The 13,722-nt window shown below is 60.8% G+C and carries 13 protein-coding genes; 9 read left to right on the top strand and 4 right to left on the bottom strand.

Translation table 11 applies throughout. The features are described 5' to 3' along the window. Positions 1–166 precede the first annotated feature (166 nt). Both gndA and ACYBHZ_RS09280 read left to right on the top strand, forming a co-directional pair. A complete protein-coding gene (gene gndA / locus ACYBHZ_RS09275; protein ID WP_460273989.1) occupies positions 167–1,588 on the top strand; it encodes an NADP-dependent phosphogluconate dehydrogenase in 1,422 nt (473 codons plus the stop codon). Between the two features lie 90 nt (positions 1,589–1,678). Then, positions 1,679–3,106, top strand: a complete 1,428-nt coding sequence (locus ACYBHZ_RS09280) for a TrkH family potassium uptake protein (protein WP_460273990.1) — start codon at positions 1,679–1,681, stop codon at positions 3,104–3,106. A 161-nt stretch (positions 3,107–3,267) separates the two neighbouring features. On the opposite strand, the gene hrpB is transcribed toward ACYBHZ_RS09280, so the two are convergent. Further along, positions 3,268–5,676: an ATP-dependent helicase HrpB gene (gene hrpB / locus ACYBHZ_RS09285; RefSeq protein WP_460274264.1), complete on the bottom strand. Its 2,409-nt coding sequence runs from the start codon at positions 5,674–5,676 to the stop codon at positions 3,268–3,270. 144 nt (positions 5,677–5,820) lie between these two features. Here hrpB and meaB point away from each other — a divergent pair, with 144 nt between their 5' ends. The 5 genes from meaB (at position 5,821) to ACYBHZ_RS09310 (ending at position 9,055) form a co-directional block, all read left to right on the top strand. Further along, on the top strand, positions 5,821–6,798 hold the full coding sequence (gene meaB / locus ACYBHZ_RS09290) for a methylmalonyl Co-A mutase-associated GTPase MeaB (RefSeq protein WP_460273991.1): 978 nt from the start codon (positions 5,821–5,823) through the stop codon (positions 6,796–6,798). Between the two features lie 258 nt (positions 6,799–7,056). Next, entirely contained in the window at positions 7,057–7,344 is a 288-nt protein-coding gene (gene rpmB, locus ACYBHZ_RS09295; RefSeq protein ID WP_090062109.1) for a 50S ribosomal protein L28, read from the top strand. 136 nt (positions 7,345–7,480) lie between these two features. Next, positions 7,481–7,828: a hypothetical protein gene (locus tag ACYBHZ_RS09300; protein WP_460273992.1), complete on the top strand. Its 348-nt coding sequence runs from the start codon at positions 7,481–7,483 to the stop codon at positions 7,826–7,828. Positions 7,829–7,867: 39 nt separating this feature from the next. After that, positions 7,868–8,356, top strand: coding sequence for a copper chaperone PCu(A)C (locus ACYBHZ_RS09305; RefSeq protein WP_460273993.1), 489 nt, complete (start codon positions 7,868–7,870; stop codon positions 8,354–8,356). Between the two features lie 147 nt (positions 8,357–8,503). Next, on the top strand, positions 8,504–9,055 hold the full coding sequence (locus tag ACYBHZ_RS09310; RefSeq protein WP_460273994.1) for a 2OG-Fe(II) oxygenase: 552 nt from the start codon (positions 8,504–8,506) through the stop codon (positions 9,053–9,055). A 229-nt stretch (positions 9,056–9,284) separates the two neighbouring features. Here ACYBHZ_RS09310 and ACYBHZ_RS09315 read toward each other — a convergent pair whose 3' ends face one another. Further along, complete coding sequence (locus ACYBHZ_RS09315; RefSeq protein ID WP_460273995.1) at positions 9,285–9,974, bottom strand: NAD-dependent deacylase; 690 nt, start codon at positions 9,972–9,974, stop codon at positions 9,285–9,287. A 105-nt stretch (positions 9,975–10,079) separates the two neighbouring features. Between ACYBHZ_RS09315 and ACYBHZ_RS09320 the strand changes: the two genes are divergently transcribed. Continuing rightward, entirely contained in the window at positions 10,080–10,526 is a 447-nt protein-coding gene (locus ACYBHZ_RS09320; RefSeq protein ID WP_460273996.1) for a low molecular weight protein-tyrosine-phosphatase, read from the top strand. Here ACYBHZ_RS09320 and ACYBHZ_RS09325 read toward each other — a convergent pair. Together ACYBHZ_RS09325 and ACYBHZ_RS09330 are read right to left on the bottom strand one after the other, a co-directional pair. Beyond that, positions 10,523–11,254, bottom strand: a complete 732-nt coding sequence (locus ACYBHZ_RS09325; RefSeq protein WP_460273997.1) for a DUF4336 domain-containing protein — start codon at positions 11,252–11,254, stop codon at positions 10,523–10,525. The two genes, ACYBHZ_RS09320 and ACYBHZ_RS09325, sit on opposite strands and share 4 nt — an antisense overlap. Then, positions 11,251–11,568 carry a hypothetical protein gene (locus ACYBHZ_RS09330; protein WP_460273998.1) on the bottom strand — a complete coding sequence of 106 codons (318 nt, stop codon included), beginning with the start codon at positions 11,566–11,568 and terminating at the stop codon, positions 11,251–11,253. The genes ACYBHZ_RS09325 and ACYBHZ_RS09330 overlap by 4 nt, the downstream gene beginning before the upstream one ends. 303 nt (positions 11,569–11,871) lie before the next feature. Here ACYBHZ_RS09330 and lepA point away from each other — a divergent pair, with 303 nt between their 5' ends. Next, the gene (gene lepA / locus ACYBHZ_RS09335; RefSeq protein ID WP_460273999.1) at positions 11,872–13,671 is read left to right on the top strand and encodes a translation elongation factor 4; all 1,800 of its coding nucleotides are present in this window, start codon (positions 11,872–11,874) and stop codon (positions 13,669–13,671) included. The last annotated feature ends 51 nt before the right edge of the window (positions 13,672–13,722 follow it).

Genomic DNA, 13,722 nt, shown 5'->3' on the forward strand with positions numbered 1-13,722 from the left:
GTATATACATAGCGCAGCGTTCTGGGAATTGCAAGTTTTCTTGGGATTCCGCTTGTCGCCGAGGCTGAACAGCATATCTTTCAAGCGTAATACACCATTGGAGCGCTCTATACAATCCTGTGCACTCACGGCGATTCATGCGACAAAAAGAAGGAACCTCCGGATCATGTCTCAGGCTCGGATCGGTCTTGTTGGCCTCGGCGTTATGGGCGCCAACCTGTCTCTCAATATTGCGGAAAGCGGTTTCCCGATTGCCGTGTTCAACCGAACCGGCTCTGTGACGGACGCCTTTGTTGCTTCCGCAGGTGATCTCGCCTCGCAACTTGTGCCGGTGAAAACCTATGAGGAGATGATGGCCTCGCTGGCGACGCCCCGCGCGGTGATCATCATGGTCAAGGCGGGCGGCCCCGTGGACGCGGTGATCGACGCGCTGACCCCTTTGATGGAACCGGGCGACATGATCATCGACGCGGGCAATGCCGATTTCCACGACACCCGTCGGCGGGAAGCGGCGCTGCGGGATAAGGGGCTCAATTTTATTGGCATGGGCGTGTCGGGTGGCGAAGAGGGCGCGCGTCACGGTCCGTCCATCATGGTTGGCGGCAATCCCGACAGCTATGCCGTGATTCACGATATTATCGAAGCCATCGCGGCAAAACACGAAGGCGTGCCATGTGCCGCGCATTTCGGGCCGGACGGGGCAGGGCATTTCGTCAAGACCGTTCACAACGGCATCGAATATGCCGATATGCAGATGATCGCCGAGGTCTACGGGCTGTTGCGCGATGGGGCCGGGCGCACGCCTGCCGAGATCGGCGCGCTCTTTGCTGAGTGGGACAAGGGGACGCTGCGCTCCTACCTGGTCGAGATCACCGCGAAGGTGCTGCAAACCGCCGATCCGAAAACCGGCCAACCGATGGTGGATGTCATCGTCGATAAAGCGGGGCAGAAAGGCACCGGGCGCTGGACCGCGATTGAGGCGATCACACTGGGCCAATCCCCCTCGACCATCGAGGCCGCCGTCGCTGCGCGTTCTTGGTCGTCGGAGAAAACCTCCCGCGAGGCCGGGGCCGATCTTTTCGGCGATCTCGCCGCCGAGCCTCTGCCGATGCCGTCCGACAAGGATCTGGAGCTGGCGCTTCTGGCCGCCAAGATCATCGCCTATGATCAGGGTTTCAAAATCCTGTCTGCCGCGTCCGAGAATTATGACTGGGGTCTCGATCTCGCCACCGCCGCCGAGGTCTGGCGCGAAGGCTGCATCATCCGTTCCGCGCTTCTGGACGACATGGCCAGTGCGATCCGTGAGGGGCTGCCGCATGACCAGCTGATCTTTGCGCCGCGTTTTGCCGATCTGATCCGCGAAGGTGCCTCCGCGCTGCGCCGGACGGTGGCCTATGCCGCCTCCGCCGGTCTTCCGGTTCCGGCGTTCTCCAACGCATTGGCCTATTTCGACACGATGCGCCAAGGGCGCGGCACGACCGATCTCGTACAGGCACAACGTGACTTCTTTGGCGCCCACGGGTTCGAGCGGGTAGATGGTGGCTCGGACCATCACGGCCCTTGGGCGGGAACTGTCGCACATAGTTAACGGCAGGCCGCCGCTCTTGCATGGGGGCGGGGTTTTGTGATTTCTCGACCCCCATGACGCCCGACTCCTCGGGCCAGATATGAGACGCGTATGAGTTTCGTCATCTTCATCAACGGTCTGGTGATGGTCTTCTTCGCCGCCCTCATGGGGATCGTTGCGCTGATCTTTCCGGACACCTCGATGATGTTCGAGGAGGTCGCGCTGCTGTCCGGTTTCATGGGCGGCGCGCTCGCGCTTGTCTCCTCATCCAGCACAGAAGGCCTGCGCCCGCTTCACACCTTTTTGCTGACCTCTTCCGTCTGGATGGTGGCCGCGCTGTGCGGTGCGTTGCCGCTTTACGCCTATGATCTATCGCTCACAGACGCGGTGTTCGAGGCGATGTCCGGCATCACCACCACCGGCTCCACCGTCATGTCCGGCCTCGATGACACGCCGCATGGCATTATCCTCTGGCGGGCGATCCTACAGGCCGTGGGCGGCGTCGGGTTCATTGTCACCGGTATCGCGCTTTTGCCGATCCTCAAGGTTGGCGGTATGCAGCTTTTCCGCTCGGAAAGCTCGGAGACCGGCGAACGCGAGCTGCGCAACGCGACGATGTTTGCCTCCGCCACCTTGCAGATTTATTTCGCCCTCATCGTGATCTGCGGCGGGCTCTATTACCTCGGTGGCATGTCGGCGTTTGACGCGGTGACCCATGCCATGACCACGCTCTCCACTGGGGGCTATTCTGGCTACGACGCCTCTTTCGGACATTTCGACAGCGCCTTCCTGCAATGGACCTGCACGATCTTCATGCTCTGCGGCGCTCTGCCGTTTTCTTGGTATATTCGGGGGGTGCGCCACGGAAGTTGGAAATCTGAACAAGTCTCCGCCATGCTCATCTGTCTCGCGGCGGCTATTGCGATCCTGTCGGCGTGGTTGATGTACACGCGCGGTGAAGGGCTGTTTGACGCGTTGCGTCTTGTGGCCTTCAACGTCGTCTCTGTCGTGACCACCACGGGCTATGCGACCACAGATTACACGCTTTGGGGGCCTTTCGCGGTTGTCGCCTTTTTCGTGCTGACCGCGTCTGGCGGGGCCACTGGCTCGACGGCGGGCGGGGCCAAGGCGATGCGTTGGCTTGTGGCGTATCGCGCACTCAAAGCGCAAATTCGCCGCAGCCACGCGCCTCATCGCATCACCACCGTGAAATACGAAGGACGCCCCGTTGCCCCTGACGCTCTCTCCGGCGTCATCGCGTTTTTTGTGCTCTATGCTGCCAGTTTCGGGGTTCTCGCCTCGCTCCTGAGTTTCTTCGGACAGGATATGACCACCGCGATCACCGGCGCTTTGACGGCCTTGGCGAATGTTGGGCCGGGGATGGGGGATATCATTGGGCCTGCGGGCAATTTCGCCACGCTCAATACACCGTCGAAACTCGTGCTGACCTTCGGCATGTATCTCGGACGTCTGGAGATGGCGACGGTCTTCGCTCTGTTTGCGCCTTTGTTCTGGCGTGAATTGGTGACGACGCGCTGAGGCTCTCGGCGCTTGGGTCCATCAACGGACACGTCGCGCGTTCTCAAGCATTAACCTTAACGGCGCATGTATGAACGGTCTGTCATAAAGCGCGGGGCAAAGGTTAAAGCCCTGTCACATTTCTCGGGACGGACTGTCACAATCGTAAACAAAGGGTAACCTCAGCTTCCCCGAGGTTTCGCGCGCAGTGTCGGATCGGCCTCGGTCGGGTCTTCCGGCCAAGGGTGTTTCGGATAGCGCCCGCGCATGTCCTTGCGCACATCGGCGTAAGAAGTTTTCCAGAAATTCGGCAGGTCCATCGTCACCTGCACCGGGCGATGCGCCGGGGAGGTGAGGACGACTTTCAGGGGGACGCGTTTCGGGCCGACCGTGGGATGGACCGTCGTGCCGAAAAACTCCTGCAACCGCCCGGTCACTTCGGGGTGTTCGCCGGAGTAATCAATCGGCAGTTTGCGCCCCACGGGGCTTGAAAAGGCGGCGGGCACCTCGCGGTCGAGCCGCTGCATCTGGTCCCAATCCAGCATCGCACGCAGCGCGTCCGTAATGTCGAGATTACGCAACTGCGCTTCGGTCTTCGCCCCCTTGAGATAGGGCAGGAGCCAGTCTTCCAGATGATCCATGAGCGCAGCATCCGACATGTCGGGAAAACTGTCATCCATCAGGCGCACACGCGCGGCGAAGCGCCGGGCGGCGCCGCTCCAAGGCAGGCCGATCTGGCGCAGCCCGTCCAGCGCGCCGCGTGCGACGGCCTCGGCGGGCGCATCTTTCCATTGCCGATCATCGAGCACCAGCGCGCCAAAGCATTCCTGCCGCCGCGCCACGACCCGCTTTTCGCGCTTGTCCCACTGACACAGCTCTCGCCATGCGATTTGAGACCCGTAGAGGCCGCGCAACTCGCTTTCAGAAAGCACGGCGGCTTGTCGGATTTTTGCATCGCGGGCGGCACCGTCGGTGTCGGTGACAACGATCAAGCGGCTGCCCGACAGGGTGTCTTCTTCCGGCATGACGGCGCCCTTACCGCCGGACAAAAGGTAACGCGGCTGGTCGCCCGGACGGTGCAGCCCGATCCGATCCGGATAGGCCAGCGCGGCCATTTCTCCAAGGCTCATGGGGGCACTCTGCTGCAACCCATGTCTCAACCGTTTGGCCTCTTGTTTGACCCGCTCAATGACGCCGCGATCGGCGTTGCCCGGCTGCGATAGCGCCCGGATGCGCAGAGACAAGTCCACGCCCGCACCGCGCAGCGGGTCGCGTTCGTTCAACAGTGCCGCTAGGTCCGCCGCCTGTCCGCCCGCGATTTGCAGCATATGTGCAAGTCGCGGGTGCAGAGGTTTGGCCGCCAGCGCCTTGCCGTGTTCCGTGATCCGCCCCTCAGCGTCCAGCGCACCGAGCCCTTCGAGCAATGCGCGCGCCTCGGAAAGTGGTCCGGTCGGGGGTGGGGTGAGGAAGGCGAGCTCGTCCTCCGACGCGCCCCACAACGCCAGTTCCAAGGCCAGCCCGGTCAGGTCCGCAGTTTCAATCTCAGCCGGGGCGAAAGCGGGCAGGGCACCTTCTTCGCCCTTGGTCCAAAGCCGATAACACACACCCTCAGAGACACGCCCCGCGCGGCCCCGGCGCTGTTCGGCTTCGGCTTTCGAGGCCCGTTCCGTCACCAGACGCGACATGCCGGAGCTTGGATCGAACCGCGCCCGGCGCGCGCGTCCGGCATCGACCACGATGCGCACGTCCTCGATGGTCAGAGAGGTTTCTGCAATCGACGTCGCCAGAACGATTTTGCGTCCCTCTTTCGCCGGGGCGATAGCCGCGCGTTGATCCGCGAATTTCATCGCGCCGAACAGTGGACGGATCGCACAATCGTGCGGCACCTGACCTTCGAGAAGGCCCTGCACCCGCCGGATTTCTCCTTCGCCGGGGAGAAACACCAAAGCCGAGCCTTCGCAATCGGCGACCGCACGCAGGGTCAACTCGGCAATGGCCTGTTCCAACCGCTGCCGTTTCGGGATGGGAGCATCAAGCCAGCGGGTTTCGACCGGATAGGCCCGCCCTTCCGAGCGCACCACAGGCGCCCCATCCAGCAGGGCAGCGACGGGCTCCGCGTCCAGCGTCGCCGACATCACGATCAGCACCAGATCTTCGCGCAGCGCTTGCCGCACTTCCCATGTGAGGGCCAATCCCAGATCGGCGTTGAGGCTGCGTTCGTGGAATTCGTCAAAGATCACCGCTCCGACCCCGGACAGCTCCGGGTCGGATTGCAACATGCGGGTCAGGATGCCTTCGGTCACCACTTCGATCCGGGTGGCCTTCGACACTTTGGCCTCGCCGCGAATGCGGTATCCGACCGTTTCCCCAGCCCGTTCGCCCAAGGTCTCCGCCATGCGTTCGGCGGCGGAGCGCGCGGCGAGCCTGCGCGGCTCCAGCATCACGATCCGGCCCTGAACCTCCGGCAAAAGCGCCAGAGGCACACGGGTCGTCTTGCCCGCCCCCGGCGGCGCCATAAGCACGGCGCGGCCGTCCGCCTTCACAGCGGAGACCAACTCGCCCAGCACATCATCAATCGGCAATCTGTCCATGGCGCTCTTATCGGCGATCTCAGGGGGCGTGAAAAGCACCCGGTTTCCTTTGCTGCTCAAATACTCATAACGCCTAGCCAGACTGGACAGTCAGGCCGGAAATGTGCATGTCAGAAACCCAAAGGGAGCAGGGAGACGCCGGACATGGAGATCAGTCGCTTAGCTGAACAGGTCATCGCCGGAAACCGCCGTGCGCTCGCGCGGGCGATCACTTTGGTTGAAAGCTCGCGGGACGATCATCGGGCGCAGGCCATCGAACTGATGGAAGCGGTCGGGAAATCCGGGCGGCAGGCGCTGCGCCTCGGATTGTCAGGCACGCCGGGGGTGGGCAAGTCCACCTTTATCGAAAGCTTCGGGATGATGCTCATCAAAGAGGGGCTGAAGGTGGCGGTTCTGGCCGTGGATCCCTCCTCGTCGCGCTCGGGGGGCTCGATTCTCGGGGACAAAACCCGGATGGAGATGCTGTCGCGCGAGAAAAACGCTTTTATCCGCCCATCGCCCTCGCAATCCGAGCTTGGCGGCGTGGCGCGGCGCACGCGGGAAGCGGTCGCGCTCTGCGAGGTGGCCGGATATGATCTGATTCTCATCGAAACCGTGGGGGTGGGCCAATCCGAGACCGTGGTCTCCGAGATGTCCGATCTTTTCCTTCTGCTCCTTGCGCCAGCGGGGGGCGATGAGTTGCAGGGGGTCAAACGCGGAATCATGGAGATGGCCGACCTGATCTTGGTGAACAAGGCTGACGGCGATCTCAAACCTGCGGCCCAACGCACCTGCGCCGATTATGCTGGTGCGCTGCGGCTCATACGCAAACGTCCGCAAGATCCGAAAGAATTCCCCAAGGCGATGACGGTTTCCGCCATTGAAGAGAAGGGGTTGCAAGAAGCCTGGGGCGAGATGAACACGCTGGTCGATTGGCGCCGGGAGAACGGATTTTTTGACAAACGTCGCTCGGAGCAAGCCGAATATTGGTTCGGTCAGGACATTCGCAACGGGCTTTTGTCCCAGCTTGAGCGCGAGCCGCTCAAGTCGATGATTTCCGGGCTGGCGGGCAGGGTGGCCAAGGGAGAGATCACGCCGGGGCATGCGGCGGCGGATGTGCTCAAGGCGTTGAAGCAGGGGTAAAGCGCTCCATTGAATGCCGTTGCCGAGAAAGGCTTGACGATTCTCCCGTGATCGCCTATGCACCGCAAACTGAATTTCGGGCGCGGCTCTCCAGCGGTGTCCTTTTCTGTTGGAAATCGGTCTTTTCCCGTGATCCTTGCTGCTTTTCGGACTTGCGTCCGGGGCGCGGGCGCGTAAAAGGAGGCCGATCAAGACAGAATATGAGTCTTTTAAACTGCGAGAGCTTTTGCTTTCGAAAGTAGAAACGAGGATGAACCCATGTCGCGTCGTTGCGAACTGACCGGTAAAGGCCCGATGACTGGCAACAATGTCAGCCACGCCAAAAACAGAACCCGCCGCCGTTTCCTTCCGAACCTCAACGATGTGACGCTGATTTCGGAAACCCTCGGCCGCTCCTTCAAGCTGCGTATCTCCGCTGCTGCTCTGCGCTCCGTTGACCACCGTGGTGGTCTGGACGCCTTCCTTGCAAAAGCCAAGGACGCTGAGCTGTCGGACAACGCTCTGAAAATCAAGAAAGACATCGCAAAAGCTCAAGCTGCCGCGTAATCCTTTCGGATTTTCCACGTCTAGCAAAGCCCCGTGAGAGTTTTCTCGCGGGGCTTTTGCGTATGCCGACACACCTCACGATGAGGTGATTTGTCCCCTTTTCTTTCATCGGGCGGTCGTTAAAGTGCGGTTCACCATGCGCATCACTCGCACGATAAAGGCCATTCTGGTCGCGCTTTTGCTCATCGTCACGTCCCAGTCCATGGCCGTGGCGCGTGGCACCATGCGCGATGCAACCGGCGCTGTGGTGATTTGTACGGGCACGGGGCCGATCACCGTGCTGACGGATGCGGATGGCCAGCCGGTCGGCCCGGCGCATATTTGTCCCGATTGCGCCTTGAGTTTGATCGCTGGCACGGTGGCTGCATTTGACCTGCAACCGTCCGTGCAAAAGATGCACCGGTTTGACCCGCCGCGCGTCTCTTGGTCCGTCCACGATATGGTCCCGCCGCAGGCCTGTGCCCGTGGCCCGCCTTTGGTCTGAGCTTTCCTCAAGACCAACTTCAAGACCAAAGGACCCAATATGTTCAAAACGACTCTTCTCGCCGGGCTCACCGCCTGCGCTTTTGCACTGCCCGCTTTTGCCGACATCACCATTGTGGACCCCTATGCCCGCTCGTCCGGTATGATGGCCAAGGCTGGCGCGGCCTTTTTCATGATCGAAAACACCGGTGACGAGGCCGATCGCCTGATCGATGCGACCTCCGATATTTCCAAGATCACCGAGCTTCACACCCATAAAGACATGGGCGATGGCATCATGAAAATGGCCCACGTCCCGGAAGGGTTCGAAATCCCGGCCCATGGGATGCATGCGCTGGCCCGTGGCGGTGATCACGTCATGTTCATGGGGCTGCTGAAGCCGATGCAGCAGGGCGATACCGTCCATGTCACCCTGACTTTTGAGAAGGCGGGCGAGATCACCGTCGACATCCCGGTGGACATGGAACGCAAAGACATGGAAATGCCCATGGATCATAGTCAAATGGATCACAGCCAGATGAGCAACTGATCTCCTCTCGCTCCGATCGCGAAGGCACGTGCACTTGCGCGTGCCTTTTTTCTTGCGTGAACCCAAAAATGGCTTAGATGACGCTTTGAGCGAGGCGGGAAATTACGGCCCGAGTCGTGCCCTTTCTGACATATGAAGAGACTGATCATGCTGAGCGTTTATGCGTTCCCGGAGGCGTTTTCGCCTGCCGAATGTGATGCCATCGTCCTGCTCTCCCGCGAGGAGGAGCTGACGGATGCGGGGCTTGTGAAAAATCGCTCCGACCATAACCTGCGCCGCGCCGATCTCGCCTGGCTCGATGAGCGCCAGGGCGGTGAATGGATCATGGAGCGCATCATGCAGCTCGTGGCAGAAGCCAACCGCAGCCATTTCGATTTCGCACTGACTGAATTCGGCGAAAGCCCGCAGGTCGCCCGCTACGGCGCCGAGCGTCAGGGTCATTTCACATGGCATTCCGACATTGGCGAAGGCGCTCTGGCGTCAAAGCGCAAGCTGACGATGGTGGTGCAACTGTCCGATCCTGCGGAGTACAAAGGCGGCGCGCTGGAATTGCAGGCCGATGCCAACATCCGGCAATCGGATCGGGCCAAGGGCTCCGCTGTGCTGTTCCCGTCCTTCGTGCTGCATCGGGTGACGCCTGTGACCGAGGGCGAGCGGTTTTCTCTTTCCACATGGGTGCATGGCCCGGCGTTTCGCTGAGTATTTGTCCAGCAAAGGAAACCACGCCTGAGGTCTCAACCGCGCGTTAACCTTAACGTGTTTATCCTAAAAGCGCGGTACAGGCGGGAGCGCCGATGACCGTCAGCGAAGGAGACGCCCCGGCCCGTGTGGACGAAATCCCTTCCGGTGACGCGACAGTGCTATGAACCGGCGGCCGGGGCGCATTTCCTTTGCTGTTCAAATACTCATCCCGGCTCAACCTTCCCGCTCAACGGCCCAACACCTCCGAGACCCAATCCTGCACGACCGTGCTGGCAAAGCCTTCGCGCACCTCGTCGAACAGCCCGCCGGAGGCCTCAAGGTTCAGTTCCATCGTGCGGATGCCGAGGCTCCGGGCCATTTGGCTGAACCCCGCCGCCGGGTAGACGACACCAGAGGTGCCGATGGAGACGAAAAGATCGCTGTCCTCCAAGGCATCTTGAATGCGTTCCATGTGATAGGGGATTTCGCCGAACCAGACGATGTCCGGGCGCGTGGCCGGGGCAGAGCAACTGGGGCAGGGGGCGTTTACATCCATCACCATCGGCGCGGCCCAGCGATGGCCGCAGGCGGCGCAAAGCGCATCTTTGAGGGCGCCATGCATATGGATCACCTCCCGCGCACCGCCGCGCTCCAACAAATCGTCCACATTCTGCGTCACAAGGTAAACTGGCGCGTCATACTCCGCCTGCAGCCGCGCCAGCGCGCGGTGCGCCGCGTTCGGTTCCGCCTTGGCCGCCTGTTCGCGCCGCATATTGTAAAAACGCTGCACAAGTTCCGGGTTGCGGGCAAAGGCTTCGGGTGTCGCGACATCCTCGACCCGGTGATCTTCCCAAAGCCCGTCCTCGGCGCGAAAGGTTTTCAGGCCGCTTTCGGCTGAGAGCCCCGCGCCCGACAATATGAAAATTCCACCTTTCATCGCGCTCCCCTAATTCTCCGGCCCGCAGTCTCTGGCCCGCCTTTTTCTCCACCCTGCCTTGCACTTGCCCGGCCCGCAAGTTTAGCTGACGGAAAAGGAGCCCCCATGCAGAAAATCCTCTTCGTCTGTCTCGGAAACATTTGCCGCTCACCCTCCGCAGAAGCCGTATTCGTGGCCAAAGCGCAGGCTGCCGGTCTGCCTGTGATCGTGGATAGCGCCGGGACCGGAGATTGGCATGTGGGTGAGCCGCCCTATGGCCCGATGCAGGCGGCGGCTTCGGCGCGGGGCTATGATCTCTCGAACCTGCGCGCGCGTCAGATCACGGCACACGATTTTGACGGGTTTGATCTGATCGTGGCGATGGACGAGACGAACCTGCGAGATATCGAGCAGCTGCGCCCCGCCGGGTCGGCGACGCCGGTCACCTTGATGATGTCCTATGCCGCCTCTGCCGGGGTCAAAGCCGTGCCTGATCCCTATTACACCCGCGATTTCAATGAGGCGCTGGACCTGATCGAAGCGGCGGCAGACGGTCTGTTGAAAACCCTTTAAACGCCGAGCCAGCGGAAGGCGCGTTTCAGCTCTTCGGTGCCGTTCTTGTCATACCAGCGCCCGTGGCTGAGGATCACCCGGTCGGGCTGCCAGGAAATCACCGCTCGGATCACTTTGCGGGCCTCGCGTTTGGACTTGAACGTGTTGCGCATATCGATCGGGGCCTTGCCGTCCGAATCGAGAATGCCCGCGAGCCGCATGAGGAAAGCTTTCACTTTTCCAACTTTCTGAGATTCGAAATTCTCGATCAGATCGGTCAGAATGAGCGTTTTCGAACTGTCGTGGAAAAACACCACCTCATGCAGGAACCTGTGCCCTTTGACGACGCGTTGGCGGATGTCGCTGGCGTAGCCGGTCGGAGCCACATCAGTGAGCACCTCATGCGGGGGCACCGGAATGCCGAACTTCGCTGCACGCGCCTTGACGCCGGGGGCGGCCAAAACCTGTGCCTCCGGGAAGCGCTGGGCCCAGATATTCAGCGAAACGTAATGGATCGGATTCGGCGCGATCAGCCAGCCGATGGGGCCAAGATCGGCCATCTCCGCGAGGAGGCCTTCGTCTATGGCAATCGGCGAATGCACCCAAAGTTTCCCTGCCACCCGGATGACCGTCATCCGGGTCGGGAAGTTGATGCCATAAAACGGAACAGACGGCCCGTCCGCGATCCATATTTCGGGGGCGACGGGTTTGAGTGTGTTGAGCGGGAGGTAAAGCCCGCGCTCACTCATCCGCAATATTTTGCAGCGGTTTGGCCGAAGGCTTTGTAACGCAGCCAGAATTCTTCATGCGAGCGGTTGTCCGACTGGCGGATGTCCTGCGCCTTTTGCGGGTCTTTGAAGAACTTCGCGGCCTGACGCTGGTCGCTGTTCGATAGGGTCAGATCGGCCACGTCCTGAATGCAGCCGCACAGCGCGCTGTTGTTCGCCGCCCGGTCGGACGACATGCAGGCCCGCTCGATGGCACCGGCGTGGGCGCTGATCGGGGACAGGGTTGCGGTCGCGGTGGTGGCGACGGCGGCGAATGCCATTAGGGATTTTTTCATGTCTCTGCCTCTCTCAACATACGCGCCCGTCTTGGATCAGGGTGACCTTGATCTGGCTTGGATGCCGCAGGCTGCGTGGATGTGACTATGCGCGGGAGGATGCCTGAGTCTCTGGCCTGAGGCAATCACGGAGTTTCACAGCGGCGGGAGGTGAGCGGAGGGGTGCCGAGACGCGCGCAGTCCGATATGTCTGTCGGAGTGTTCGATGCATGAAAAGACCTGCAATTCGTGCAAGCTCCCCTTGCCATTCCCCCCCTTTCCCCGCATAGAACTCAGCCAAACCTTCATCTGCTGAGGCCTGTCATGACCGAGCTGAAAAACATCCGCAATTTCTCCATCGTGGCCCATATCGACCACGGGAAATCGACCCTTGCCGACCGGCTGATCCAGCTGACCGGCACGGTGGCCGAGCGCGACATGAAACAGCAGATGCTCGACGCTATGGACATTGAGCGCGAGCGCGGGATCACGATCAAGGCGAACTCCGTGCGGATCGAATACCCGGCGAAGGACGGTCAGACCTATATTCTCAACCTGATCGACACCCCCGGCCACGTTGACTTTGCCTATGAGGTGTCGCGCTCCATGCAGGCCGTTGAAGGCTCGCTTTTGGTGGTGGACGCCACCCAAGGCGTCGAGGCCCAGACGCTTGCCAACGTGTACCAAGCCATCGACGCCGATCACGAGATCGTCCCTGTCCTCAACAAGATCGACCTGCCCGCCTCCGAACCCGAGCGCGTGAAAGAGCAGATCGAGGATGTGATCGGCATTGACGCCTCTGAGGCTGTCGAGATTTCCGCCAAAACCGGCCTCGGCATCCCTGACGTGCTGGAAGCCATTGTCACCCGTCTGCCTGCGCCGAAGGGCGATGTGGATGCGCCGCTCAAGGCCATGCTGGTCGACAGCTGGTACGACCCGTACCTCGGCGTGGTCGTCATGATCCGTGTCATCGATGGCACGATCAAGAAGGGCGACCAGATCAAGATGATGCAGACCGGCGCGAGCTATAAGATCGACAAGCTGTCGGTGCTCAAGCCGCAGATGGTCGACATCGCGGCGCTCGGTCCGGGCGAGATCGGTGTCTTCACCGCCTCGATCAAACAGGTGCGCGACACCAAGGTGGGCGATACGATCACCCATGACAAGAAACCCTGCGCCGCGCCGCTGCCGGGCTTTAAGCCGTCCATCCCGGTGGTGTTCTGTGGCCTCTTCCCGGTCGATGCCAACGATTTCGAAGACCTGCGCGACGCCATCGAAAAACTGCAACTGAACGATGCCTCGTTCAGCTCGGAAATGGAAACCTCTGCTGCGCTGGGCTTTGGCTTCCGTTGTGGCTTCCTCGGGCTTTTGCACCTCGAAGTGATCCGCGACCGTCTTGAGCGCGAATATGATCTCGACCTGATCACCACCGCCCCCTCCGTGGTCTATAAAATCCACATGAAAGACGGTTCGGTCGAGGAGCTTCATAACCCCGCCGATATGCCCGATCTGACCTATGTCGATCACATTCAGGAACCGCGCATCAAAGCGACGATCCTTGTGCCCGACGAATATCTCGGCGACGTGCTCAAACTCTGTCAGGACCGCCGCGGCATCCAGCTTGACCTGACCTACGCCGGCCCGCGCGCGATGGTGGTGTATGACCTCCCGCTCAACGAAGTTGTGTTCGACTTCTACGATAGGCTCAAATCGGTAACGAAAGGTTACGCCTCCTTCGATTATCAGTTCACCGAGTATCGCGAGGACAATCTCGTCAAGATGCAGATCCTCGTGAACGACGAACCGGTCGATGCGCTGTCGATGATGGTCCACCGCGACCGCGCCGAACAACGGGGCCGGGCAATGTGTGAAAAGCTCAAAGAGCTGATCCCCCGCCACATGTTCAAAATCCCGATCCAGGCGGCCATCGGCGGCAAGGTGATCGCGCGTGAAACCCTGTCTGCGCTGCGCAAAGACGTGACCGCGAAATGCTACGGCGGCGACGCCACCCGGAAGAAGAAACTTCTGGAAAAGCAGAAGGCTGGTAAGAAGAAAATGCGCCAGTTCGGGAAAGTGGAAATCCCGCAGGAAGCGTTTATTAACGCGCTGAAAATGGACAACTAAAAAAGGCCGCCCTTCGGGGCGGCTTTTTTGTTTCTGTTTTAAGCCGATAAA

The organism is Celeribacter sp. ULVN23_4, assembly GCF_054788345.1.